Here is a 25,525-nt window from a genome sequence, read left to right as displayed (position 1 = left end):
CATTATGGGGCCACCTCGATGGACACGGCAGGGTCGGCGAACCGTTCGTTCGGCACCATGGCGTACCAGCCCGGCCGCCCGGGGTCGCGGTCGTACGGGTAGCCGCCCGTCTCGCGGTAGTACTCGGCGTACCGGGCCACCCGCTCCGGGTCCAGCCGCACCCCCAGCCCGGGACCGGACGGGACGGGGATGGCGCCCTCCGAGTACGCCATCTTCCCGCCCTCGATCACATCGTCCCGCAGCTGGTGGTAGTGCGCGTCGGCGGCGTAGGTGAGGTTCGGCAGCACGGCGCCGAGGTGCAGCATGGTCGCCAGCTGGATGCCCAGCTCCCCCGACGAGTGCACGGCCACGCCGAGCTGGAACGTCTCGCAGACGCCCGCCGCCTTCACGCACGGCCTGATGCCGCCCCAGAACGTCGTGTCGAGCAGCACCACGTCGGCGGCCCTGCGCAGCACGTTCGAGGCGAGCTGCTCGAAGTTGACGACGACGGTGTTCGTCGCCAGCGGCACCCTGACCTGCTCGCGCACGGCCCTGAGCCCTTCCAGGCCCCAGACCGGATCCTCCAGGTAGTCGTTGTTCAGCCCCTCGATGGCCCGGCCGAAGCGCAGCCCCTCGGCGAGGGACAGCACGGCGTTGGGGTCGTACCTGAGCCGGTCGTCCGGGAACGCCTCGGCCAGCGCGCGGTAGCACTCCAGCTCGTGGTCCGGCGGGAAGACGCCGCCCTTGAGCTTGTGCACGGTGAAGCCGTGCTCCGCCTTGAGCCGCGCGGTGTGCTCGACGAGCTGTTGCGGCGTGCGGATCTCGTCGTGGCCGTCGGAGGCGTACCGGAAGAACAGGTAGGAGGCGAACGGCACGGCGTCGCGCAGCCGCCCGCCCAGCAGGTCGCAGGCGGGCACGCCCAGGTGCTGCCCGATCAGGTCCACGCAGGCGAACTCGATCGCCGCGAGCAGCTGTGTCCTGTTGTTGTAGAGCGAGGCCGTCGGGTTGGCGATCTTGAAGCGGAGCGCCTCCAGCTGGAAGGGGTCGTGGCCCTTGAGATAGGGCACCAGGGCGCGGAACGCCGCTTCCGCGCTCTCTCCCCCGCCGCCCATCTCGCCCAGGCCGACCAGCCCGTTGTCGGCCTCGACCTCGACGATCGTGCGGACGAACCGGCCCCAGTGGGCGCCGTTGCTGTGCCGCAGCGGCGCCTCCAGCGGGACCGCGACCGTCGTGGCCCTGACGTCAACGATCTTCACGAACACGTCCCCCAAACAACGGCCACCCCGCAGGCGGGCAGCCGTACCTCGACCGTCTCGTCCACCACCTCCAGGCCGCGGGCCGCGCGCAGGCCCGGCAGCCGGACCGTCGCCTCGACCGGCTCGGCGGCCAGCGACTGGAGCCGTACGACGCGCTCGTCCCCCGACCGCCCGATCGACGTGACCAGCACGTCGGGGTGGTCGACCGACACGTACGTGTCGGTGACGCCGGGGCTGCCGGTGACCAGCGCGCCGACGAACGGCTCGGTCAGCCCCGAGGCCGCCGCCGCGCCCAGCCGCCGGGCCCGGGCCCCGGCTTCATCCGTCGCGGACTCGGCGACATTCAGACTCGTCACCGCGTAGCGGAAGGTGGTCTCGCCCTGCTGCTGGGCGGGAAAATTGGTGTCCCAGATGTTGTTGAGCGCCCACGAGTAGACCGTGCCGTCCTCCTGGTCGAGGGTCGGCGGGAACGGCGCGTACGGCATGTGGATGGTGCCCAGCTGCACCAGCGGCGCCTCCAGCGTGGCCCAGGCCACGGTCAGCTCCGGGTCCTCGAAGGCGATCCAGTGCCTGATCGGCAGCATGTACTCGGCCGAGCCCGGCACGCGCGGCACGCCGGGGCCGCCCACGCCGCCGGTCAGCTCCCAGGCGACGGGAGGTCCGGCCCCGAACGGGAAGGCCAGGAAGACGGCCTCCTTGGCCGGGGTGCCCTGCTTGGCCAGCTGGTAGGTCAGATCGACCCTCGGCACGCCGTGGTGCAGCTCGATCGTGGTGCGGATCCAGTCGACGCCCTTGCCGCGCAGCTCGACGACCAGTTTCTCGCCGACGGCCGTGCGCTGCGCCTTCGTGATGGTGGCGCCCGTGCCGATGGCCCGGTCGCCGAGGAGCGTGCGGTCGTGCGCGCCCACGTGTCCCGACAGATGGTTGAAGTGCGGGGCGGTGGCGTACTGGTCGTAGACATACTGGCCGAAGCCGGCCGCCGCGTCGCGGTTGACCAGCTCGCGCCCGGCCCGCTTGTCGAAGATCGAGCCGATGTAGCCCTCGCGCACGTCGTACGCCACGCGGTAGAACTCGTTCTCGATCACCCCGCCCAGGTCCAGCTCCACCGGCTCCGGCGCCTGGCTCTCCCCCGGCACGACGTCGAGGCGTACGTAGGAGTAGCCCGGCACGTCGGGGACGACCGCGTGCACGTGCCGCCCGATCGGCCGGGTCGGCCAGTCCTCCGGGTGCACGAACTCCTCGTGGTGCGGGAGCGGATGCCCGGTCCGCGCGTCCACCAGCGCGATCGGCACGTCGATGCCCACCACGTCCCTGGGCAGGAACGCGCGGACGACGTCCGTCCGCGTCCGGGTGCCCGGGTTGAACACGGCGAACGAGGCCGAGGCGCCGCCCTCCTCGGACAGCGCGGCGGCGAACCTGCGGGTCGCGGCGTGCAGCAGGTCGGCCGCGTCGTCCTGGGCGTCGTAGGCGCCGGACGACTTGCGGGTCCACTGCAGCCCGCCCGAGTCGCCCGCCTCCTCGGCGTCCTCCCACGGGTTGGCCGCGCCCCAGGTGTGCTCGTTGAACAGGGCCACCTTGTCGTAGGCGGCGTCGATCCGCTCGGTGGCGTCCACCCCGGCGATCGTGTGCAGGGTCTCGGCGACCCGCAGCGCCGACTGCGCCCTGCGCACGTAGCCGAGCGGGCGCGCGCCCGAGCCCAGGCCGTCGGCCCACCAGTCGGTCCAGTCGCCCTCGTGCACGGCCAGCCGGTCGTGGTAGCGCTCCTCGACGTGCTCGAAGAAGTCGCGGTTGACGGCCGAGCGCAGGCGCGGGTAGGCCCACTGCTCGTTCCACCGGCGCGCGATCGTGGCCGGCACGATCGACGGCCCCGCGTTGTCGGCGTGCGCGCCCTGCACCCGCAGGTGCAGCACGTCCAGCTCGTACGGCTCCTTAGGCGCGTCGGGCCCCTGCCACCCGAACGTCCCCGGCCCGTACGGGTAGCCCCGCGTGGCGAGGGCCGACAGGTAGCGCGGCAGCAGGTCGTCGGCCAGCTCGTAGGAGTCGGTCAGCCCGACCGTGTTGCCCTCCATGTACGCCATGCCGTGCGGCGTGTCGGTGAACCAGACGAGCACCTCGTTGCCGCTCGGCGCCCGCCAGCGGAACGGCCTGGTCAGCTTGTCGCCGCCGTGCAGATACGGCACCGACCGCCCGGCCCAGTTGTGCGCCGCCGCCAGGTAGCGCACGCCGGCCGCGTGGAGCGCGTCCACCAGGCCGACGACCGCACCCGGCACGTCGGTGTGCATGGCGGACCTGGTGGCGAAGCCGTACCGCTCCTCCAGCCGGGCGGTGAAGCGCAGCTGCCGGTGCAGCTCCTCGGTCGAGCACGCCTCCGTGTGCAGCTGGAACGGCAGCGCCGTCACCTCGATCACGCCCTCGCGGGCCCTGCGTGCAAAGGCTTCCACCAGGTCGGCGGGCCGCGCGTCCAGCCACTTCAGGGCGGGCATCGACGACTCGACCGTCCACCGGAACTTCGCGTCGTCCGGCCACGACTCGGTCTCCTCGGCCAGCCGCAGCGCCGTGTCGAGGTAGTCGAGGTGGTGGCGGAGCACGGTGCCCTGCGGGTCGGTGTAGCCGATGTCGAGGTGCGAGTGGTGCACGACGAAGACGCTCCACTTGCGCTGCGGGGTCACCGTGATCTGCGCGGAGCCGACCACGCCGGCGTCGTCGCGGCACTCCAGCGTGAAGGCGCGCGGCGCGTCCACCTCGGGCACCAGCAGCGTCACGTCGCGCCCGGACGCGCTGTCGGCGCCGACGAGCACGTGGGTCAGCGGCTCGGTGCTCGACACCCTGACCGCCTGGCGGCCGTCGTGGGTGAACAGCGGCAGCACCGAGACCCGGACCTCCAGCCCGCGCACGCTGATCACCGGCGTCGAGGTGTCGTCGCGCAGCGCCTGCCTGATCCCGTCGTAGTCGGGACTGCCCAGGCTGCGCTGGAGCAACCGGCTCGTCATCAAACACTCCCTAGAGACAGGCCCCTGGCGAAGAGGCGCTGGGTGGCGAGGAACAGCACGACCGTGGGCAGCGAGACCACGAGGCCCGCCGCCAGGCCGACGGGCACCGGGGTGCCGGCGTACACGTCGGTCATCAGGCCGGCGATGGCGGTCATCACCGGCCGCACGTCCGCCGTCTGGGTCAGGGTCAGGCCGAAGATGAGGTCGTTCCAGATGAAGGTGAACTCCAGGATGAACACGGCCGTCAGCGCGCTGAGCGAGATCGGCAGGTAGATGCGCCAGAAGACGCGCCAGGTCGAGGCGCCGTCCATCCTGGCCGCCTCGAAGATCGAGAACGCCACCCCGGAGTAGAAGTTGCGCAGCACGAACGCGGCCAGCGGCACGTTGATCGCCGTGTAGACGAGGATCATGCCGAGGCGGCTGTCGTACAGGCCGGCGTCGCTGTAGCCGACGAACAGCGGCACGAGCAGCATCTGCGAGGGGAAGACCGTGCCGCCGAAGATCAGGATGAACCAGAAGAACCCGTGGCGGAGCCGGAGCACCACGATCGTGTAGCCGGCCAGCGCCCCGATGATCACGCCGAGCAGGGGCGAGACGATGGCGTACAGCGCGGTGCTGGCCAGGCTCTGCGTCAGGTCGGCGCTCTCCAGGGCCCGCGCGAAGTTCTCGAACAGCGAGAAGTCGGCGGAGGGCGCCCACGCGCGGGTCGGATCGTAGGAGCCGGCCGGGCGCGAGGCGTTCACCAGCAGCAGGTACGTCGGCCCGAGCCAGACCAGCCCGAGCACCACGAGGACGGCGCGCCGGATCATCGGGCCACCTGCCGCTTGAGATAGAGGTAGGAGGCCAGCCCGGTGACCACGGTCAGCATCACCGCGACGGCCGAGCCGTAGCCGTAGTCGCTGGCCACGAACGTCTCCTTGTACATGGTCACCGCCAGCGTCTCGGAGTTGCGCCCCGGACCGCCCTGCGTCAGCACCCACACGATGTCGAACGTCTTCAGGCTGGCCACGAGCGCCAGCCCGACCACGACCGCCGTCAGCGGCCTCATCAGCGGCCAGATGACGAACCGGAACAGCGCCCAGCTGCCGGCCCCGTCGAGCCGGGCGGCCTCGATCGGCGCCTTCGGGATGGACTGCAGACCGACCACGAACAGCAGCATGTTGACGCCGAGCTGCTGCCAGGTCCACACCAGCAGCATCGCGACCGTGTTGACCGGCTCCTCCTGCAGGAACGCGGTGTCGACGCCGAGCAGCCGGTTGGCGATCCCGTCGTGCGACAGGATCGGGCTCCACACCATGGCGAGGCCCGCCCCGCTCAGCGCGTACGGCAGCAGGAACGGCACGCGGAACCACGCGCCGCCCCTGATGTCGTACGACAGGACCGCCACCAGCAGGCCGAGCCCGACGGGCAGCACCATGGTGCCGGCGACCCAGATCAGCGTGTTGCGGATCGAGGTGAGCAGGGCCGGGTCCTCCAGCAGCTTGGCGAAGTTGTGCCCGCCGATCCACTGCGCCGGCTCCAGGCCGTCGTAGCGGGTGAAGCTGAGGTAGGCCGTCCACAGGAACGGCGCGTAGAGCAGCCCCGCGACCAGCAGCACCGCGGGCGCCACGTAGCCGTGCCTGAACCGGCCGAGCATGGGTGCCCGCGTGCTCACTGGTGCGTGCTCCAGTACTCGTCGGCCGCCTTCTGGATGGTGTCCAGCACCTCCTTGTAGCTACCGGGCTCCGTGACGAACTTGCCGAACCCGTCGAGCGCGGCCGTCAGAACGGGCGGCGGCGTGGCCTCGAAGTACCGGTTGACCAGGCGGTATTTCCCGCTGCCTGCGTCCTTGGTGACGGTGCCGAGCGCCTTGTCCGCGATGCTCACCTTCGGGTTGGCGCTCACGTCGCCCCTGCTGGTGGCCCACTTCTCCTGGGCCTCGGCGGTGGTCCACCACTGGAGGTACTTCTTGTTGGCCGCCGGGTCGGCCCCCTTGGTGAGGGAGCAGAGCGGCCCGCTCTCGAAGATCATCGAGGTCTTGGGCAGCGCGGGGTTGACGTTGGGGATGACGAAGAAGTCGTAGTCCTCGCCGGCCTTGAGGTCGCGCTGGGTCATGCTGGTGTTGAACCAGGTGCCGAAGGAGACCATCGCGGCCTTGCCGTTCTTCAGCACGTCACCAGGGTCCGTCTTGTCACCCGGATTAATGAAATATCCGGCGTCGATGAGCGACTTCCACTTCTCCATCACCTGGACCACGCCCGGGTCGGTGTACTTGGCCTGGCCGGTGGACAGCCGGTCGTACAGGTCGGGGTCGCTGCCGGCGAGGAGCTGCTCGAACCAGACGAAGGAGAACAGCACGCTGGTGTGGTAGAAGGCCTTGACGTTGTTCTTCTTCAGCGTGTCGGCGACCTTGATCAGGTCGTCCCACGTCTCCGGCGCTTCGAGGCCGTACTTGTCGAAGATCTTTTTGTTGTAGAACATGCCCCAGTACGCGACGTTCATCGGCACGCAGTACTGCTTGCCGCCGATCGTGTAGTAGGGCTGGAGGTCCTTCGACAGGTCGCCGGCCTGGATCGCCTGCTGCCAGATGTCCGTGGTCTCGGCCACCTGCTTCTGCCTGACGATCTCCTCCAGCATCCCCCCGGTCTGCCAGGTGAAGAGGTCGGGCTTGACGTCCGTGCGGAACGACGCCTTGATGAACGCCTGGTACTGCGCCGAGTCCGTGTAACCGGTCGGCTTCATGCCCAGGCCGATGCTCTGCTTGGACAGGGCGCCCATCTCGTCGAAGTACTTCGTCCAGGCGCCCTTGTCGTTGTACAGGGTCAGCTCGGTCTTCTTCTGCGGCTGCTCGCCGCCGCCTCCGCCGCAGGCGGTCAGGACGAGCGCCGCCACGCCGAGCGTGACCACACGTGACCGGAACATGGACCGGCCTCCTTGTTTCATCAGGGGGGTTCTATCAGTGGGGTTCACATCTTGATCAGTCGCTGTTCGATGACCGTCTTCACGTCCATGAGATGGCTCCGCATCCGCGCCTCGGCCTGCGCCGCGTCGCGTGTCTCGATGGCCTCCAGGATCGCCAGGTGCTCCTCGTAGTCCCGGGACCGATCGTCGAAGATCTGCAGGATCTCGCGCTGCTCGGGCCCGTGGACGGTGAGCAGCGAGTCGACCACCTCGTGCAGCACGCTGTTGCCCGCCAGCCGGGCCGTCGCCCGGTGGAAGGACATGTTCGCGTCGTGCAGGATGGCGTCCTCGCCGCGCAGGTGCCGGCCCGCCTGGTCGAGCAGCTGCCGCAGCGCCGCCAGTTCCTCGGCGTCCGCGTGCCGGGCGGCCAGCGCGGCCAGCGGCGGCTCGATCACGATGCGGGCGCCGAGCAGCTCAAGCAGCTGGGCCGCGTGCAGCTCGCGCATGTTGGGGTTGGGCAGGACCACCCGCTCGATGTCGGCTCCGACGTAGATGCCGGAGCCGTGCCGCAGCTCGATCGCGCCGGTGGCCTCCAGCCTGCGCAGCGCCTCGCGCAGGGTCGGGGTGGTGACGGCGAACCGCTGGGAGAGCTCCCTGGTCGAAGGGAGCCTGTCACCCGGCCGGTGCCCGCCCGTGCGGATGAGCTCCAGCATGCGCTCGGTCAGAGCGTCGGACAGTGTGGGCCGCGTCACCTCGGACATATCAAGTGATCTAATCACTTATTCGCGGCGGCGTCTACGGGGTGGCCGATTTCGTCCTTGACGGCGAAGCGATCAAGGCGGACTCTTTCCGGTGTAGACCGAAAAAGCTGCTTCAGGGCGGAGATTCGGCATGAACGAGCTGTTCAAGGGCGGGGATCCGACATGAACGAGCTGCTCAAGGGCGAGGTTCCGACATGAACGAGCTGCTCAAGGGCGAGGTTCCGACATGAACGGACAGCCGTCCGTCCCGTTCACCCGGCGCGGTTTACTCGCCGGCGCGGCCGGCGTGGGCCTCAGCCTCGGGCTCGGGACGGCCGCGGCCGGGCCGGCGCGGGCCGACACGTTCGACTACCGGTCGCCGGCGGACTTCGACCGCTTCCTGGCCGCGTTCGAGGCGTCCGGGGCGAGCGGCCAGCCCACCGACCACAACGAGGGCGGCGCCCTGGCCTGGGGGCAGGCGTACGTCCTGCTCGGCCTGGTGCGGATGTACGAGGCGACCAAGGACCGCAAGTACCTCGACCACCTGATCCGCAACATCGACCTCGTGCTCGCCCAGCGGGACTCCGAGCGCCACGTCACCGACCATCGCGGCGTCTCCGGCCCCGTCTGGCGGGCCATGGGCAACTACACCGCCGCCACGGCGACCCTGAAAGGCGCGGCGGGCGAGCCGCTGCTCCAGGTGCGCTCCGCGCAGTCGTCGGTCGGCACCAAGGCGACGGTCGAGGTGCGGCACACCGGCGGCACCAGCCCGACCTCGCCGTTCACGCTCGTCCTGCGGCCGGCCAGCGGCTCCGCGGTGACCGTCAGCGACGTCAACTTCGACGTCAACAGCTCCAGGTACGTGTTCAGGGTCGTCTACCGCAACGTCTACGACCAGACCACGCGGTGGAGCGTGCGGGACGTCCGGCCGGACCACGGCAACGCGATCGGCCTGCCGGTGGCGGGCACGACCCGGCTGCAGCCCGCGGCGTTCGTGTTCGGCGTGCACACGGGGCAGCTGGCGTACCCGATCGCCTCGTTCGTCCGGCTCGTGTACCTCGACCCCGCGCTCTCGGCGAACGCGACCTACAAGGCGAAGGCCGACACCTATCTCGCCGCGGTCGAGGACGCGCTGGCCTTCCACGAGCGCGAGTACTGGATCAACAGCCGGGGGTTCGGCGCGTACCTGTGGGTCAAGGGCTCGTACGTGCCGTTCGACGGCAGCAACCAGCCGCACAACCAGATCAACATGCTGGGCGCGACCGCGGCCGAGCTCTACCGGGCGACGGGGTCGGCCACGTGGGGCGACCGGGTCAAGCAGATCAAGGCCGGGATGCGCTACAGCATGGCCTATGTCAACGACACGTACACGTGGCCGTACTGGCCGATTCTCTCGGCGGCCTACGCCGGCTACGAGGAGACCGGCTACATCGCCCGGGACGTCTCGCACTTCACCCAGTCGTACACCGGAGCGCACGGGATCGACGACCTCAGCCACGGCGCGCTGAGCGTCGAGTTCGCGACCGCCGCGTACCGCACCGGGCTCGCCACGTTCACGCTCGTGGACCTGCAGCGGCTGTCCCGGACGTACACCAAGAACATCGCCGTCGGCACGACCGGCGCGCATCTCCGGGTGGACGGCACGGGCACCGCGACCGCGAGCAACCTGGTGCAGCTGCCGCGCTGGATCCCGATGGCCGAGTGGAACACCGGCGTCTACCGGCACGCGCTCGCCGCCTTCGCAGCGCAGGCACCGCAGCCGACCTCCGGCTCGCTGGTCGCCGGCTTCGCGTACTGCGTCTGGGGGGCGCTCCGCGGGTACGGCTGACGCGGGTCACTGCTCCAGGAGCCTCGTCATGATCTCGACCTGGCTCCTGCGCGACTCCTGCACCTGGCCGGCCCACTGCTGGGCGGCCGGGTTGGCCCCGCCCGCCACCTCGTCGGCGGCCATCCGCACGGCGTCGCCCTGATGGGTGATGAGGAGGTTGAGCAGGTCGTACTCGAAGTTCTCCGACCTCCTCAGCGCCTGGATGCGCTTGACGTCGGTCTCCGGCATGCCGCCGTGGTGGTCGTGCGCGCCGGTCGGGGGCGTGAGCGGCTGCTCCCAGGAGTGCAGCCAGCGCAGCATCATCTCGACCTCGTCCTGCTGCGTGGTGGCGATGGCCGCGGCCAGCGTCCTGAGCTCCGGCGTGGTGGCCCGGTCGGCGCCCACCTTGGCGATCTCGATGCCCTGCCGGTGGTGCGGGACCATCATCTGCACGAACATCACGTCCTCGGCGTTGACCGGGACCTCGGGGGACGCGCCCCGACCGCAGGCCGCGAGGAGCAGCAGCGCCAGGAGTGCGGACAAGGCGCGCACCGGGCTCACCCCCCTTATTTTTAGGAAAGCTTCCTAATAGTTTTACCCGACCTCGTAGCGGAGGTAAACGATCCCGGACGGAAACGCCTTCGTCTCCAGGAGCCGGGTCTTGAACGCCGTGTCGAGCCGGGGGAAGAACGGCTTGCCCGAGCCGAGCACGTACGGCTGAAGGAAGATCCGGAACTCGTCCACCAGCCCGAGCCGCAGCACGCTCCACGCCAGCGTGGCCCCGCCCACCTCCAGGTCACCGCCCTCCTGCCGCTTCAGCCGGGTGACCTCCTCCTCCAGGTCGCCGGTCATGAGCGTGCTGTTCCAGTCGACCTTGTCGAGCGTCTTGGAGAAGACGTACTTGGGCATGGCCCGCCAGAGCCTGGCGTACTCCACCTCGACCGCCGGAGCGTCCGGGTTCTGGTCGGCGGTGGGCCAGAAGGCGGCCATGTTCTCGTAGAGGCGCCGGCCGTACAGGGAGCCGCCCATGTCTCGGGACAGGTCGTTGATGAAGGCGTGCACCTCCTCGTCGGGGGCGGACCAGCCGATGTCGCCGCTGGGTGACTCCACGTAGCCGTCGAGGGAGATCAGCATCGAGTAGATGACTTTGCGCATGCCCATGTGGACTCCCCTGCGCCGCGAAACTCATCGCCGCTTGACTCGGTCGCTGTTTGACTCGTCGCCGTTCGACTCATCGCCGTTCGACTCATCGCCGCCCGACTCATCGGCGCCCGGCGAAGCGCAGCGCCTCCTCGGAGTGGAACCTGGCGATCCCCATCATGGCCTCGCGGTCGGGGAAATCGCCATCGAGCAGGCGCAGCGGGCCCGCGACGAGCGACAGGTGCTGGGCCAGCGCGTACAGCCGCATCCTGCGCTCGTCCAGCCCGGGGACCCGCAGCCGCTCGTAGTGGTCGCCGAACCGGATGCGCAGGAAGACGTGCTCCCACTCGACGTCGAAGAACATCGCCCCCTCGATGTCGATGAGCACGGGTTCGTCCCGCTCGTCCACCAGCACATGATCGGGTCCCAGCTCGCCATGGATCAGCGCGTAGTCGTCGCGCGGCTCCACCAGGGCGGCCAGCTCCCGCAGCCGGGCCTCCAGCGGCTCGCGCACCGCGCCGATGCGCTCGACGCGCGCCGCCGCCTCGCCCAGATCCTTGAGCGCCCACGCCATCACGACGTCCACCGCGGCCCGGGGCGCTCGATCGCCTACGCCGGCCTCGTCGCCGCCGGGCGCGGGCCCGCCCTCGTCGCCGGCGGCCCCGGGCGCGCGCTCGTCCACGGCGACTCTCCTCACCTGCGGGCTCCGATCCGCCGCCATCGCGCCGAGCCCGGCCGCCAGCCGATCCATCACCCGCCCGGCCCGTACGGGATCGTCACGCAGCAAGGCTTCCAGCGTGCCGCCCCGTACGTCCTCGACCACCGCGACGTCGGCCGGAAAGCACTCCTTGCCGTCGTCCAGCAGGACGATCTCGGGCACCCGCACGCCGATGCCGCGCAGGCGGGCCTGGCTCGCCGCGAAGAGCCGCACGCCGGAGGCATGGCCCAGCACGGACCCCCCACCGTCGCCGGACCCGGCGGGCCAGTAGTTCTCCTCCTCGGACCAGACGTACAGGATGGCGCTCGATCCCCCCTCGAAGGAGAGCCGGTACACCCCCTTCTTGCTCCCGCCCCTGAGCCGCTCCACCCCGGCCAACGGCCGCCCGCTGACCTTCCGCGCGATCTCAGCGAACCGCCGGCTGTCCATCCACACCCTCCCGAACACCACAAACCCCCGCGATCGCGGCGGCCCGCCATCGTTCCACAGCCGCCCCCGCCACGCCGCGGCATTTTTCCGCGACCGACGGCGTGCCTGCGACGACCTGGCGGCCCGCCCGCCCATCGGCGATGCTGTGACGCGTGGAGTACGTGTCCGCAGTGCCGCGACCGCCGCTGGACGGGCTGATCGACGACCTCTACTACCTGGAGGGCACCCCGCCGTACCCCCGGCTGACGCTGCCGCCGATGCCGTCGGCGCTGCTCATCCTCAACCTCGGGCCGCCGTTCCGTATCCGCGCCGGCGCCGACACCGAGACGGCCGGGTACGCCGACGGCTGCGTGGTCACCACGCCCACCCGCGCCATCGAGTTCGGCTACCCGCCGGGGACCCGGTCGGTCGGCGTCCACTTCAAGCCGTGGGGGCTCGCGCCGTTCCTGCGGATGCCCGCGGCCGAGCTGTGCGACCGGCCGGTGACGGTGGAGCAAGTCTGGGGGCGTCCCGCCGTCGCCTCGCTGCGGGACCGGCTCGCCACGGCGGCCGGGCCGTACGAGATGCTGGCACTGCTGGAGGAAGAGCTGACAGGACGCCTCCGCGAGACCACCGGCCTGGGACCGGCCCGGCACGCGAGCCCGGGGCCGGGTCTCGGTCTGGTGCAGCACGCGAGCAGCGTCATCGCGGCCGCCGACGGAGCGGTGGCGATCAGCGACCTCAGCGCGACGGCCGGCGTCAGCAGCACCCACCTGGCCCAGCGCTTCAAGGAGATCGTCGGCGTCACGCCGAAGCGGCTGGCCCGCACCTACCGCTTCGCCTCCGCCGTCCTCGCGATCGACCCCGCCGAACCGGTCGACTGGGTCGAGCTCGCCGCTCGCGCCGGCTACTTCGACCAGGCCCACTTCGCGCACGAGTTCCGGGCCTTCACGGGCCTCACGCCCACCCGGTACATCGACGTCCGACGGCGGTTCCTGCGCGAGCATCCCGGCCACGCCCTCGACGCCGGGCCACTGCCGGCCGATTGATTTCTTACAAGAGCCGAAGACACTCCGCACGCCAGTATGGGCACTCCCCGAGTACAGGAGGAGAGGGCCCCATGGGCAAGGTGGTCATGTACAGCTCGGTGTCGGTGGACGGCTTCATCGCGGACGACAACGACCAGGTCGGGCCGCTGTTCGACTGGATGTCCGGCGGTGACGTCCCGTTGGGCGAGACCGGGCAGGTGAAGGTGACGCAGGCGTCCTACGACTACACCCGCCCCTACTGGGACGAGATCGGCGTAACAGTCGTCGGCCGCCACGCCTTCGACATGACGGACGGCTGGGGCGGCAAGCCGCCGAGCGGGATCGACCACATGGTCGTCGTGACGCACCGCCCCATGCCCGACGGCTGGGACCCGGAGGCGCCGTTCCACTTCGTCGACGGCATCGAGGCCGCCATGGCCAGGGCGCAACAACTCGCAGGCGACCGCACAGTCGAGGTCGCCGCCGGCGACGTCGGCGGCCAGATGCTGGCCGCAGGCCTCGTGGACGAGGTGGCCATGGACATGGTGCCGGTGGTGTTCGGGTCCGGCAAGCGCTATTTCGGGTCGGTCGACGTACAGCACCTGCTGGAGGACCCTGACGTGGTGATCCAGGGCAACCGCGTGCTCCACCTGCGCTACCGGGTCCGGGCACGCCGATGACCGACCTGAACAGTCAGGAAACAGAGGGCTCACCCTGACAATCCAAACGGGCGGCCGTAATCGCTCACGCCCGCCCGCACCGCACCGTCATACAGACCGCCGCAGAGTAAGCGCCTGAAACCGGTTTTCGTCGGCCCCCACGACGTGGAAGTCAACGATCTCAAAAGACCCGCGCGCGTACTCCTGAAGCTCTTCATCACTGCGGAAGGAGAAGAACCGAGGAGGATCGTGATCGTCCTCCTCGAAGGGCCCTTCCCCCGTCAGGCTGCCGCCGCCGTACACACCGAGAAAGAACAGACCCCCGGGCCGCAGCAGTCCCCGGATCACATCCATGACCGCCGGAAGGTCAGTGTTGGGCACGTGCAGGAGGCAGTTGAACGCGTACACCGCGTCGAACGAACCGGGCGCGAAATCGAGGTGCAGGAAGTCCATGGCATGGGCTTCGACGCCTTTCTCCCGGCAGAGCGCCACCATGGCAGGCGACAGATCGACGGCCACGACCTCCAGTCCGTTCTGCTGGAAGTACACGCTGTCCTGCCCCGTCCCCGCCCCGATCTCCAACAGCCGCCCGCGCTTCTTCAGCCGATTCAGAAACGTCGCGCGCTCCGCCACCTTCCACGGGGCCTTGCCGCGGGAGTCGCGCCGCTGCGCACCACCGTCGTACGCCGCTCGCAGAGGGCCGATCAGATCGTCGTACCGCACACTCATCGCACCATGATGACCCGTGTGGTGAGGTGTCCGAATGGACAACTCGGATCGCGACGCGGTGGCGGCACTGCGAGCCCGTTTCGAAGCCCTCGGAGCAGACGACCCCGAACGCTGGGCGCTCTCGGAGATCACCGAGAACATCCCTCAACTCGCTCGCTTCCTCGCCCCTGAGAAGGATCTGGCCAGAACTGATCGACGAATGGGCCGCCCCTGGAACGTTGGAGAGCATCCCGGCGGCGAACCGCCTGCTCTCCAACGGCGCGAACCGCGACGACCTGGCACGCCTCGCGCGCGCCTCAGCCTATGAAGCGCTCTTCGGCCTGCTGTTTCGGCTCACCGCCTACGGTCAGGATGACGAAGCACCAGAGGGCTCTCCCGGCTGGCGGCTGATGGAAACCACAACGGCGGGCGACCTCACCGGCCGCGCGATCCCCTCTCTCCACGAGGACCTGCTCGGCATGGACCCCTCCGGCCGCGAGGGCCAGGACCTCTTCGAGTAGAGACGCCTACCCAGCACCGGTCATCCGCGCTCCCGGTCTCCCTGGCTCCCGGAGCCGAACAGGCCATCACCGGCTCTCCCTGACCTTGCCGACCAAGCCGAACAGCGCACCTACCGTGACGGGATCGAGATCACCATCCGTGATGATCGGCGCATGAAACGCATGAGCGTCGTGCTGATGGTGGCTGGCCTGCTGAGCGTCGCGTTTCCCGCCGGCACCGCTCACGCGGCCCCCGAATCCGACTCGCTCGACGCCGTCATCACAGCGATCAAAAAGCAGTTCGCGAAGAAGAGCAGCGTGCGCTTCTCCGTCAAACAACGCGGCGGCCCCCCACCCGCCTGGGACATCAAGGCGTACGGCGCGTATCGCTTCAGCACTTCAGGCGTATACGCCGCCGACACCACAACGATCTCCCAGGAGACGCAGGGGACAGGCCGGTCCCGGGAGATCAGCATCGGCCGGGAGTTCTACTCACAGGCCTACGTGCGTTCCAAGCACGGCGAGTACGTCTGGAAGTCGCCGTCAACGGTAGGGAAATGGTCCTACGGGCGAAATTTCGCCGGGGTCATTTGGGGCGAGGACCTGATCAACGGAATCAACCCGGGCTTCCTCGAACTGGGCGCCTCCAACGGTGCGACGAGCGCCGACGGCGGAACCTTCGAAGGAGTGAAGACGACCCTCCACAGCGGCACGGTGACGGTTCCCGAGCTGGGCGAGAGACAGGCCGGGATGACCTTCGGAACCGAGGACGAGGGTGGCTCATGGAGCGGACCGATCGCCTGGAAACTCTGGGTGGGCCCGGACAACCTGCCGAGGCGTTTCCACGCCATCATGAGGTTCAACGAGTCGGGGGGCGGTGACACCGAAACCATGACGATGAGCATCATCTATCGAGAATGGGGAACCCCCGTCAAGATCACGCCCCCGCCCAAGCACCTCATCACCGACGACTGGTGATCGACGGCCCCTCACGAAGAGCCCTCATCCCTCTTCTACAACCCTTTCCGGGAGCCGACCGGCGCGGCGCGGGGCATCGGCTGAGTTCGCCGGGGTGTAACAGCGATGCTGGAGCGAGGTGCTCACCGACGTCGGCGAAGAGACCCATCCAGTCCTGCAGGAGGGCGCAGTGGCGATGGATCGATTATTCGGCGATCAGTGAACCTGTGCCGTGGTTCGCTGACTTTCCTGCCTCAGTCTCCGATCTCTGATCATCGAAAGCACAAGGAGATGCATGTGGCCGCTCATCACCTTGTGCCTCTCCGCCCACGTGATCCGCTCGGCGGAAGACTGCTGCGGACATCGAGTCATGCCCCACCAGCAGACAAATCCCCACAGGCGGAGTGCCGTCGCGCGATACCGTTCCGTCCGTGATGGAGAACAGCGGGACCGAGAAAAGCAGGCAAACGAATGGGGCGCCCGGCGTTGACCTGGGACGCTCTCCTCGCGTGGTCCTGCGTCGTATCACCAGCCACGACCAGGACGAGTTTCTTGAACGGGTCCGTGCCACCGCCGGCCTGAACCTCCCCGCGACCCCGGAGGCGTTCCAGACGTTTCTTGGTCGATTCGACGAGGGACGATCTGCCGAAGGCTTACTGATCTGCCTGCGCGACACCGGCGCCATCGCAGGCAATATCAACATCAACAGCATCATTCGCGGACGCTTCCAGAACGGCTCGCTGGGCTACGCCGCCTTCGCGCCCTATGCCGGTCGCGGGTACATGTCGGAAGGTCTTGGCCTGGTGCTGCGCCACGCGTTCGACGAGCTACGGCTGCATCGACTGGAAGCGCAGATCAGCCCCGAGAACAAGGCGTCCATCAAACTGGTCCAACGCCACGGCTTCCGTTACGAGGGTTACTCTCCTGATCTCCTGTTCATCGATGGTGCGTGGCGAGGTCATGACCGATGGGCACTCACCAACGACATGCACGGCATCGTTCCGGATGCTCCCCATCCAACGCTGCCTGACCGCTGAGGCCACCGGCCGACTGGGGCGCTGTTCGTCAAAGCATTGACGTCCTGCGCGTTTCACGTTCCGGTGATCGCGCTGAGTGATCGTCTTTAGGCGTGCGAGACTACGGCCGCTGCCGGCGTGTCAGGCCGTGGACGGGGCATCCAGAATCTGCCGAGGAGCGCGTCGCGCAGGACGGTCATGACGTCAAGGCCGCATTTGCTCGCGGAGCCACCGGGATGGTTCCGCTCCCTGGAAAGGATCCACACCCATCTCGATTTGGCCGGTCGAAGAGCGCTCCGGACTCCGCTGGCGGGGGCCGGCTACTGCTCTGGGCGCCGGAACCCGGTGATCGTGTGGCCGGCGATCTCGGCAGGGTCGTTGACGTGGTCGAAGAGGTTGTCCAGCCGTGCGCTCGCGTAGATCGTGGCGCCGACCGCGGCCGCGACGGCCAGGATGGTGCCGAGGTTGCCGCCCAGCACCTCAAGCATGCCTTTCACCCATGCCTTGTACGGCGGTGGCACCACTTCGGCCGTCACCCCCAGTGCGGTGATGGTTCCGACATAACTGAGCGTCGTGATCAGCACCTTGGTGTGCAGGTCGTCCAGCCGCCTGACCAGCTCGTGCAGGGCCACGGCCATGCGGATGGTCCGCTCGACGAAATGCGTTCCGGCCGCGTAGAACTCAGCGATCCGCCGGTCCGCGGCGTTCATCGCCTCTCCAGACCAGGCCGACTTCAGCGCTTCGCGGACCTCGGCAGGGTTCGTGCCGAACACATGCGAGAGCCGATACCCCCAGCCCATCCATTTTTCGATCCGCTCATCAACCCATTCATCAAATGGAACGATCATCGTCGCCCAGATCGCAGTCCCCGCCATCAACGCGAACGAATAGTTCCTTCCCCGCCGCGCGGCCTGCCAGGTGGCGTCGCTCTTCACCGCGAGCTGGGTCATCCTGAACGTGTTGCGGTGAAGGACGTGATTTCGGGCGGTCGTCATGTCGTCCATCTTGAAGATGGCACCCATCAACGAACGCAAACCGACGCCCAAGGTCCCCGAAATTTCCACGTTGTCGCGCAGAAAGCTGCTGCGGTCGCCGTCGACCGTGACGTTTCCCGGAAGTTCCCGCCAGCTGTAACTCTTTCCCTTCCACTCATAGCGACCGCCGCCCTCCCCGGCTTGCAGGTCGTCGTAGTCGGGGAAGTACAGCCAACTCCCGTAGTCATTGGGGCTGCTCTTGAGCGAGTACCGGCCCGTGGTCGTATCGCCCATCAGAGCGCGCAGGCTTGAGTTCTCCGCCTGGACATAGTTGAGCTCCGTCTTCCCGAATGCCTCACCGATCGCCTTGGCTTCGGCGATCCCCCAAGTGATCTCTCGTTCGAAATCGGCCAGCAACCGGTCGTGCCGCGTGCGCGCCTCCTCGCCGGCAAGACTCAGCGCGCCGAAAGGAAACGGGTACGGCCTCAAGATGCGATCGTCGATCAGCGACACCACATCGAGAAAGGCGATCCTTCCTTCTTTCAGATGCGAAGTGCTCGCCGCATAACCCTCACCCTGGGTCATCGATGATCTCCTCCAGAGTCACATAGCAGTGTGGATCAAGAAGTCCGCAGCCAGATGGCATCGACAGAACGGTCGGCCGGGATATCGCCGCTTCGGAGAGAGTGCGAGCGTCTTGCCTCGACCGCGAACCGTGGCGATCAGCCGATCACCCCAGGAGCTTCCTCCCATGCCGGATCTCCCGAAGTACGGCGCGGCGCGGCGTGAGACCAAATACCCCCGGATCTCCGATCGTGGGCAGTTCCTCGGTGACGAATTCGCAGAGGACGATCATATCGCTCCAGCCCTCGTCCAGCGACCGTTCCGGCGCGGCCGCCAGATCGCGGTTCGGCGAGCTGACCACATCTGGCTCACGACATGGGCGCGCGGAGCCTTTGGGGCGTGCAGCCTGACCAGCACAAACACGACCGCATTTGAGGGACACCTCACCACGCTGCGTGTCCCTGCTGTCCCCGGGGAGGAGGAACCGCCCATCATGACGCCCGCCACTCTCGACGACGCTCAGCTCTACCGCGTGACCGACGCCATACGCTTGCTGCCTCTGAGCCGAACCGTCATCTACGAACAGATCCGCAACGGCCGCCTGCGCTCGGTCAAGCAGGGCCGAGCCCGCCTGATTACCGCCAACGGCATCCGTGCCTACATCGCCCTCCTGGAGAGGGAAGCAGAGGAAGCAGCCTGATGACCACGCGACGTAGCTGCACTTCGCTGCTGTACGCCCATGCAAAAGGCCCTCTCGGATGAACCGGGAGGGCCTTTGACCTGGGAGCCGCCTTGGGGATTCGAACCCCAGACCCCTTCATTACGAGTGAAGTGCTCTGGCCGACTGAGCTAAGGCGGCGTGCTCTGTAGCGTGCAAGAGTCTACAGGAGCCCGAGGGGTTCTCGCTCCCGCCTTCTCACCCGCCTCCCCCCGGCGGGTATTCACCGCCCCGCCCCGCCGTAGTACTGTCGATCGTGATGTCCGGGCACGCGCACGTCCGGCTGCTCGGGGTTCCAAGTGAAGACGATCGCCAGAAGACTCTGCGGCGGGTTTCCCCCTAGATCAGACGGAGAATGTCTTGCCCCGTATCGTGGTCGCACCGGATGGCAGGAGACTGGCGGTCGAGGAGCGGGGGAAGGCTGATGGCACCCCTATTTTCCTCCTGCACGGCACTCCTGGGAGCAGGCTCGGTCCGGCTCCTCGGGCGCAGGTGCTCTATCGGCTGGGCGTGCGGCTGATCACGTTCGATCGGCCCGGATACGGGCTGTCGGATCGAATGCCGAACCGGTCGGTGGCCAGCATCGCGGCGGATGTGGCGTGCATCGCGGACGAGCTGGAGGTCGACAGGTTCGCGGTCGTGGGGCGTTCCGGCGGCGCGCCGCACGCGCTCGCTTGTGGGGCGCTGCTGCCGGAGCGTACGACGAGGGTGGCCGCGCTGGTCAGCATCGCTCCGCACGGCGCCGAGGGGCTCGACTGGTTCGCGGGCATGACGGAGTCGAACGTCTTCGAGTATCTGGTGGCGCGGGCAGGTCCGCATCTGGCGGCTTCGCGGCTGGCCTCGCTCGCCGAGGAGATCCGGGCTGATCCGGAGAGCAAGGTGCTCTCGCTCGGCCGGGAGGGGTCCGACTCGGATCGACGGGTCATCTCTGATCATGGGCTGCGCCGGATGATGATCCGGAACTTCACGGAGGCGCTGCGGCACTCGGCGGACGGGTGGGTGGACGACGTGCTGGCGTTCAGCTCGGAGTGGGGGTTCGACCCGGCCGACATCACGGTGCCGACGCTGGTGTGGCACGGCGACAACGACGTGTACTCCCCGGTGGGGCACTCCCGCTGGCTGGCCAAGCGCATCCCGAACGCCACGGTGCGCATCCAGCACGGTGTGGCTCATCTGGACGCGCTGAGCGTGCTGCCCAGGGTGTTGCCGTGGCTCACCCGGGAGCTCGGCCGGCAGACCGGGTGAGCTCCTGAGGGTCAGGTCGGCTGGCCGGTGAGCTCCTGAGGGTCAGGTCGGCTGGGGTTCGAGGTCTCTGTTGACGCGGCGCCACTCCCGGAGCGCCACCGTGCACGGATGCGCCTCGCCCAGCTTGGCGGTCACCTTGGTGAGGGTACGGGCGCGCAGCTCCTCCGCCTCGGTGGCCTTGCCGCGCTCCCGCAGCGTGATCACGAGGTTCGCCTGGCAGGCCAGCGTGTCGGGGTGGTCGGTGCCCAGCGTCGCGTCCAGGGTCTCCAGGGTGCGGCGCTCCATGTCCTCGGCCGCCTCGACGTCCCCCAGGTCAGCGGCGCAGTTGGCCACGTTGATGGCGCACGACAGCGTGAAGGGGTGGGTGTCGCCGAGGTGGTCGCGGAGCGCGACGAAGGTCCGTTCGCCCAGGTCACGGGCCTCGTCGAGGGCGCCGAGGCCGCGCAGGTAGGTGCTCAGGTTGTTGGCGGCGGCCAGGGTGTACGGGTGCCCGGCGCCGAGCAGCTCGCTGTAGTCCTTCATGACGGTACGGGCCAGGTCCCTGGCGGCGGCCTTGTCACCGGTGGACGACATGCAGCAGGCCAGCTCCAGCGCGGCGGCCCTGGCCTCGGGGTTGGACGGGTAGAGCCGGCTGTAGCGGCCGTAGACGTCCCTGGCGAGCTGCGTGGCCTCCGTACGCTGTCCCGCCCTGCGCAGCGACACCGCCAGGCTCTTGGTCGCCCACAGCGCCTCGGGATAGTCGTCGAAGGCCAGGTCCGCGTACCGCTTGAGGGTCTGCCGCAGCAGTTCGATGGAGGGGTCGAAGTCGCCGGCCTCCCGCATGTCCCTGGCCAGGTTCTGCGCCATGGCGAGTGTGTTGAGGTGCAGCGGCCCGAGGACGCCGAGCATCCGGCGGTAGATGTCGCCGTCGAGCCGGCCGGCGTTGCGCCAGTCGCCGACCAGGCGGTAGGAGACGGCCAGGTTGTTGGCCGAGCGCAGCGTGCGCGGGTGGTCGTCGCCGTAGTTCTCGCGCCACTGCTCGTACACCCATTTGTCCTGTTCGAGCGCCTTGGAGAAGGCGCCGAGCGCTCGCAGGTCGGCGGCGATGCCGCCGGCGGTGGTCAGGGTGTGCGGGTGGTAGTCGCCGAGCACCTTGCGCTGCTGCGCCCACACCCACTGTTCGAGCTCGTACGCCTCCTGCGCCCGGCCGAGGGAGCGCTGGACGTTGGCGATGTTGGTCAGCAGGTGCAGGCGCTGCCGCTCCATCTGGCCGAACACCTCTTCCCAGTAGTCGGCCAGGCGCTGCCCGAGCCGCAGGGCGTTGAGGTATTCGCCGCGCTTCCACCAGTACCGCACGCGTTCGGTGAGGAGCTGCCTGGTGTCGTCCTCCTCGCAGTTCTCGGCGTTCGAGGGGAGCAGGTGCGGCCAGATCAGGTCGTACCGGGACCAGTTCTCGGGGTCGTCCACCTCGCCCTGCCGCGGCCGGGCGCCCACGAGGATGCGGTGCACCTGGTGGGTGGCGGCGTTGCGCTCGTCGCCGGTCATCTGGCCGCGGATCACGGCCTGGACCAGCCGGTGCACCTGGAGCGTGTTGCTGCCCTGGTCGATCCTGGCCAGGGCGAAGCGGCTGATCTCCCTGATGACCTGGCCGAGCACGAGCTTCTCGCCGCGCAGCGCGTCGTCGTACGGCACCAGCGCCTTCATCATCTCGTCGCCGTAGATGAGCGACTGCGAGATGGGGTCGGGCGAGAAGAACGCGCAGAGCTGCAGCAGCCGCTCGGCCGCCGGAGAGCGGCGGCGCAGCTGCTCCAGCGAGACGTTCCAGGCGCGGGCCACCGGGTCGGGGTAGTCGCCGGGCTGGTTGGCGGACAGGACCATGGAGGTCTGGTCCTGCAGCAGGTCCAGGTAGTCGGAGGCGGGCTGGCCGGTCTCGCTCAGCCACGCGGCTGCCTGCGTGATGGCGAGCGGGAGGTAGCCCAGCGCCTCGGCGACGCGCAGCGCGTCGTCGGGGGCGAGGCGCGGCACGGTACGCCGCAGGTGCTGCAGGCTCTCCTCCCGGCTGAACACGTCCACCTCCAGGGGCGCCGCCATGTTGCCCCAGGTCGGGTTGCGCGAGGTGACGATGACGTGGCCGGAACCGCTGGGGAGGTATTCGCGCAGGTCGTCCGGCTCGCCGGCGTTGTCGAAGATCAGCAGCCAGCGGGCGTGCGGGGTGCCGCGGCGCAGCGCCTCGCGGGCCGCCTCCGCCGCCTCGACGACGCTGTCGCCGACGGGCAGGCCGAGGCGCCTGGCGAGCTCGGCCAGCGAGGGGTTGATCAGGTCGGGCTGCTCCGCGGAGACCCACCAGACCACGTCGTAGTCGGCCCTGAACCGGTAGGCGTACTCCAGGGCCACCGCCGTCTTGCCGACGCCGCCCAGGCCGTACAGCGTCTGGGGGAGCACGACCGCCTGGTTGCCGCCGACGAGCTGGTCGCGCAGCTTCTCGAGCATCTTGTCACGGCCGGTGAAGCTGGCGTTGCGCCCGGGGACGTTCCAGATCGTCGGCTCGGAGCCGGGGAAGCGCGCCTCCAGCAGCGCCGTGTCCTGGAGGGCGAGCCCCGGCTTGCCGACCGCGCGCAGGACCGCCTCGGCGGCCTGTACGGGCGGGAGCCTGAACAGGTCGACGGTCGGCCGCTCCGAGAACGGCGGGACGAGTTGCAGGTCGCCCGACACCCGCAGCGCCGTCACCATCGGCCACAGGCTGAAGTCGTCGGCGCCGGACGCCGTCCAGTCGGCGGTGTTGAAGCCCTGGAGGTACGCGGCCGTCAGCACGGCCACGACCCCGGTGATCTCCCCGGTACGCTCCGACTCGGCCTCGCCGACCGCCGAGAGCGCCTGCGGCACGACGCGGAAGTTCGCGTGACGGAGAATGACGGCGATCCAGTCGGCCCACATGCGGTCCTCGGGGGCGTAGCTGAGCAGGATCTGCTGGTGCAGCAGCGGCTCCTTGCGGGTGAACGCCTCCAGCCAGCGCAGCCGGATCGGCTCCTCCATGGGGGGCAGCCCGCTGACCTCCTCCGACGTGATCATGCTCGTCAGCCGCTCGAAGGAGGCGAGCAGCGAGCCGGGCGACCCCGGCGCGTCGCCGAAGATCGCCAGCGTCTCCTCGAACGCGTAGAACCGCTTGTACGGGATCTCCACCGCCCCCCAGTAGCGCTCGCGCTCCTCGGGCGACAGGTGCAGCAGGAACCGCTCGAACTTGGAGCGGGCGTAGGCGCGCCCCGCGTCCGCCTTCTTCTTCTCTCCGTCGTCCACGCGCATCGGCACGGGCAGGATCCGCCGCTCGCGGTCGTGGCGCTCGCCGATGGCGCGGGCCACCCGGGCGGCGCCGTCGATGCCCTGGTCGCTCATGGTGAAGCAGTCCACGAGCACGTCCGGCATGTCGATCGTGCAGATGTCGGCGATGTCGCTGAAGCCTGTCCTGCTGTCGATGAGGCAGTAGTCGTAGTTGCGCTTGATGTCGGCGCGTAACGCGTCGAGGAAACGGCCTCCGGCGAGCCGCTCGTAGAAGGTGTCCCAGTCGAAGGCGGACACGAGCGAGGAGTAGTCGCGGTTCTGCTGGCCCGCCGAGACGAAGTCCAGCGTGCCGCCTCCGGGGAACTGCCAGTCCAGCGAGACCGCGTGCGGCAGCACCGTCGCGTACTCCAGGTGCCAGTCGACGCCGCGCTCGCGCGGGCTGGTGGCCGCCCAGCGGTACTCGTTGACGATGTCGATGACGCCGGTCGTCGCGCTGATCACGCCGTCGTCGAGGAAGGGGCTGAAGAAGCGGTGCAGTCCGGGCGATTCCAGGTCCCAGTCCATGGCCAGAACGCGCCGGCCGTTGGCCGCCAGCACCCAGGCGACGTTGGCCACCGCCATCGTGCGGCCCGTTCCGCCCTTGTACGAGTAGAACGTGACGATCCGGCCCTCAGTCTTGTCGTTCATCGTCACCATCCCCTGGCTCGATCATTCGGGGTCTCTTTCCTGAGCCGCCCGGTGGCGGATACACCGGGGCCGTACGCAGGTACCGGTTGAACGCGCGTTCCAGCATCCTCGGCATCTCGCGCCGCAGATCGTCGAGGGAGCCGATCTCGTGGACGGCCGGCTCGCCCTGGCCGCCCGGGATGGCCTCGCCGAGCGCGCGCCGCAGCCTGGGCTCGGCGGCGCTGGTCTCCTTGTCCTTGCGGTTCCACGGCACCACGACCGGGTAGCTTCGCGTGATCTCGCCGCCGAACCGCCGCAGGTTCTCGTACGTGTCCGGCATGTCGGCGATCCACGGGTCCACCAGCATCATCCCCGGCTGGTCGGGGATGCCGTCCTCGCCGTCGGGGAGATCGAGCGGGCCGATCTCCGCGCCGATGCCCCGCTCGCGGGCGAACTCGGTCACGTGGTGGGCGAGCGGCTGGTGGTTGTCCTCATGCCGGTACGGGTTCCACTCGTGGGGCCTCATTCCGTAGTAGTACGGATTACGGCCGTTGGGCAGATTGCCGAGATGCGGCGCCACCACGCTGACCCTTATCCGCCGCTTCCCCCGGTAACCGGCGAAGGCGTTGGGCAGCGTGGTGTATCGCGGCATGTCCTGCGCCTCCCGCAGCGGCGACAGCTCGGCGACCTGGCTGATCCGGCGGGCGAGCGCGAACGTGGCCTGGAGCAGCTTGTTGCGCTGCGAGGACGCCTTGGCCACGCTGTAGAGCCCGTGGCGGAGGTAGTCGGGCCAGAACCCCTCCTGCGAGAACTGGATGAGCCGGGCGCACTCCGGCATCGACCGCTGGTCGACGGCGACCCACATGATGGGGATGATGACCGGGGGCGGCTCCGACGTGTGCGCCCTGAGCCGCATCTGGATGGCCGACCATTCGCGGCCGCAGTGCTCGCTGTCGAAGTAGCGAGGGGAGTAGAGCGGGACGAACACCCGGCAGGTGGCCAGCGCCTTCGACACCTCGTCAGGCCACTGCTCGCCGAGACGCATCTTGCGGTCCAAGAAGCCGGCATCCGACCTCTTCCGCAAAGTCGTCATCTGAAAGATCTCTTCGCATAAATGGTCGAATAGCCGGTATACCCATCGGTTGGGGTCGCCGCTTGTGTCCTCGTCCATGGGCGTGCGCGCGTAACTGAGGAAGAAATAGGGCACTTGGCCCGAACCCCCGGAAGCCGACATTCCCGACACCGACCACCCTCATTAGGTAATCAGTCACTATACTCTCGGTCAGCCACCCCGAAGGCTGCCTACTTCACACTATT

At 68.8% G+C, this 25,525-nt stretch carries 21 protein-coding genes and 1 tRNA gene; 8 read left to right on the top strand and 14 right to left on the bottom strand.

What is annotated here, in order from left to right; translation table 11 throughout:
• Positions 1–2: 2 nt before the first annotated feature.
• From FH608_RS07620 to FH608_RS07595, 6 genes are read right to left on the bottom strand one after another with little or no spacing between them, the layout of a single operon-like run.
• Complete coding sequence (locus tag FH608_RS07620) at positions 3–1,235, bottom strand: enolase C-terminal domain-like protein (RefSeq protein WP_139629638.1); 1,233 nt, start codon at positions 1,233–1,235, stop codon at positions 3–5.
• A complete protein-coding gene (locus FH608_RS07615; protein ID WP_139629637.1) occupies positions 1,232–4,225 on the bottom strand; it encodes a glycoside hydrolase family 38 N-terminal domain-containing protein in 2,994 nt (997 codons plus the stop codon). The genes FH608_RS07620 and FH608_RS07615 overlap by 4 nt, the downstream gene beginning before the upstream one ends.
• Positions 4,225–5,034, bottom strand: a complete 810-nt coding sequence (locus tag FH608_RS07610; protein WP_139629636.1) for a carbohydrate ABC transporter permease — start codon at positions 5,032–5,034, stop codon at positions 4,225–4,227. Before FH608_RS07610 ends, FH608_RS07615 begins: the two co-directional genes overlap by 1 nt.
• Entirely contained in the window at positions 5,031–5,879 is an 849-nt protein-coding gene (locus FH608_RS07605; RefSeq protein ID WP_226899121.1) for a carbohydrate ABC transporter permease, read from the bottom strand. The genes FH608_RS07610 and FH608_RS07605 overlap by 4 nt, the downstream gene beginning before the upstream one ends.
• Positions 5,876–7,126, bottom strand: a complete 1,251-nt coding sequence (locus FH608_RS07600) for an ABC transporter substrate-binding protein (protein ID WP_139629635.1) — start codon at positions 7,124–7,126, stop codon at positions 5,876–5,878. Before FH608_RS07600 ends, FH608_RS07605 begins: the two co-directional genes overlap by 4 nt.
• A 44-nt stretch (positions 7,127–7,170) precedes the next feature.
• Positions 7,171–7,866 (bottom strand): FadR/GntR family transcriptional regulator, encoded by a 696-nt coding sequence (locus tag FH608_RS07595; protein WP_139629634.1) that lies wholly within the window; start codon positions 7,864–7,866, stop codon positions 7,171–7,173.
• A gap of 226 nt (positions 7,867–8,092) precedes the next feature.
• On the opposite strand from FH608_RS07595, the gene FH608_RS07590 reads away from it, so the two are divergent.
• Complete coding sequence (locus FH608_RS07590) at positions 8,093–9,673, top strand: glycoside hydrolase family protein (RefSeq protein ID WP_139629633.1); 1,581 nt, start codon at positions 8,093–8,095, stop codon at positions 9,671–9,673.
• A 6-nt stretch (positions 9,674–9,679) separates the two neighbouring features.
• Here FH608_RS07590 and FH608_RS07585 read toward each other — a convergent pair whose 3' ends face one another.
• The 3 genes from FH608_RS07585 to FH608_RS07575 all read right to left on the bottom strand — a co-directional run bounded on the left by FH608_RS07585 (position 9,680) and on the right by FH608_RS07575 (position 11,939).
• Complete coding sequence (locus FH608_RS07585; protein WP_139629632.1) at positions 9,680–10,204, bottom strand: DUF305 domain-containing protein; 525 nt, start codon at positions 10,202–10,204, stop codon at positions 9,680–9,682.
• A 42-nt stretch (positions 10,205–10,246) separates the two neighbouring features.
• The gene (locus tag FH608_RS07580; RefSeq protein WP_226899119.1) at positions 10,247–10,813 is read right to left on the bottom strand and encodes a dihydrofolate reductase family protein; all 567 of its coding nucleotides are present in this window, start codon (positions 10,811–10,813) and stop codon (positions 10,247–10,249) included.
• A 100-nt stretch (positions 10,814–10,913) separates the two neighbouring features.
• Positions 10,914–11,939, bottom strand: a complete 1,026-nt coding sequence (locus FH608_RS07575; RefSeq protein WP_139629631.1) for a phosphotransferase — start codon at positions 11,937–11,939, stop codon at positions 10,914–10,916.
• Between the two features lie 152 nt (positions 11,940–12,091).
• On the opposite strand from FH608_RS07575, the gene FH608_RS07570 reads away from it, so the two are divergent.
• Together FH608_RS07570 and FH608_RS07565 are read left to right on the top strand one after the other, a co-directional pair.
• Entirely contained in the window at positions 12,092–12,967 is an 876-nt protein-coding gene (locus tag FH608_RS07570) for a helix-turn-helix domain-containing protein (RefSeq protein WP_226899117.1), read from the top strand.
• 71 nt (positions 12,968–13,038) lie between these two features.
• On the top strand, positions 13,039–13,626 hold the full coding sequence (locus FH608_RS07565) for a dihydrofolate reductase family protein (protein ID WP_139629630.1): 588 nt from the start codon (positions 13,039–13,041) through the stop codon (positions 13,624–13,626).
• Positions 13,627–13,713: 87 nt separating this feature from the next.
• Here the strand turns inward: FH608_RS07565 and FH608_RS07560 are convergent, their stop codons facing one another.
• Positions 13,714–14,334, bottom strand: a complete 621-nt coding sequence (locus FH608_RS07560) for a class I SAM-dependent methyltransferase (RefSeq protein ID WP_139629629.1) — start codon at positions 14,332–14,334, stop codon at positions 13,714–13,716.
• 218 nt (positions 14,335–14,552) lie between these two features.
• Between FH608_RS07560 and FH608_RS07555 the strand changes: the two genes are divergently transcribed.
• The 3 genes from FH608_RS07555 to FH608_RS07545 all read left to right on the top strand — a co-directional run bounded on the left by FH608_RS07555 (position 14,553) and on the right by FH608_RS07545 (position 16,807).
• Positions 14,553–14,834, top strand: a complete 282-nt coding sequence (locus FH608_RS07555) for a hypothetical protein (RefSeq protein WP_226899115.1) — start codon at positions 14,553–14,555, stop codon at positions 14,832–14,834.
• Between the two features lie 153 nt (positions 14,835–14,987).
• Entirely contained in the window at positions 14,988–15,791 is an 804-nt protein-coding gene (locus tag FH608_RS07550) for a hypothetical protein (RefSeq protein ID WP_139629628.1), read from the top strand.
• 413 nt (positions 15,792–16,204) lie between these two features.
• Positions 16,205–16,807 carry a GNAT family N-acetyltransferase gene (locus tag FH608_RS07545; RefSeq protein ID WP_139629928.1) on the top strand — a complete coding sequence of 201 codons (603 nt, stop codon included), beginning with the start codon at positions 16,205–16,207 and terminating at the stop codon, positions 16,805–16,807.
• Positions 16,808–17,106: 299 nt separating this feature from the next.
• Here the strand turns inward: FH608_RS07545 and FH608_RS07540 are convergent, their stop codons facing one another.
• Positions 17,107–18,345, bottom strand: coding sequence for a hypothetical protein (locus FH608_RS07540; protein WP_139629627.1), 1,239 nt, complete (start codon positions 18,343–18,345; stop codon positions 17,107–17,109).
• 166 nt (positions 18,346–18,511) lie between these two features.
• On the opposite strand from FH608_RS07540, the gene FH608_RS52480 reads away from it, so the two are divergent.
• Positions 18,512–19,024, top strand: a complete 513-nt coding sequence (locus FH608_RS52480) for a helix-turn-helix domain-containing protein (protein ID WP_226899113.1) — start codon at positions 18,512–18,514, stop codon at positions 19,022–19,024.
• An 85-nt stretch (positions 19,025–19,109) separates the two neighbouring features.
• Here the strand turns inward: FH608_RS52480 and FH608_RS07530 are convergent.
• Positions 19,110–19,183: transfer RNA gene (locus FH608_RS07530), tRNA-Thr, on the bottom strand.
• A 219-nt stretch (positions 19,184–19,402) separates the two neighbouring features.
• Here FH608_RS07530 and FH608_RS07525 point away from each other — a divergent pair.
• The gene (locus FH608_RS07525; RefSeq protein ID WP_139629626.1) at positions 19,403–20,287 is read left to right on the top strand and encodes an alpha/beta fold hydrolase; all 885 of its coding nucleotides are present in this window, start codon (positions 19,403–19,405) and stop codon (positions 20,285–20,287) included.
• 42 nt (positions 20,288–20,329) lie between these two features.
• On the opposite strand, the gene fxsT is transcribed toward FH608_RS07525, so the two are convergent.
• A complete protein-coding gene (gene fxsT, locus FH608_RS07520; protein ID WP_139629625.1) occupies positions 20,330–24,229 on the bottom strand; it encodes an FxSxx-COOH system tetratricopeptide repeat protein in 3,900 nt (1,299 codons plus the stop codon).
• Positions 24,213–25,442, bottom strand: coding sequence for a TIR-like protein FxsC (locus tag FH608_RS07515; protein WP_139629624.1), 1,230 nt, complete (start codon positions 25,440–25,442; stop codon positions 24,213–24,215). Before FH608_RS07515 ends, fxsT begins: the two co-directional genes overlap by 17 nt.
• Positions 25,443–25,525 lie beyond the last annotated feature (83 nt).

This window comes from Nonomuraea phyllanthi (genome assembly GCF_006334985.2).
Classification (GTDB): domain Bacteria; phylum Actinomycetota; class Actinomycetes; order Streptosporangiales; family Streptosporangiaceae; genus Nonomuraea; species Nonomuraea phyllanthi.
The sequence above is the reverse complement of the archived record's forward strand: the minus strand, read 5'-3'. Positions and strand labels throughout refer to the sequence as shown.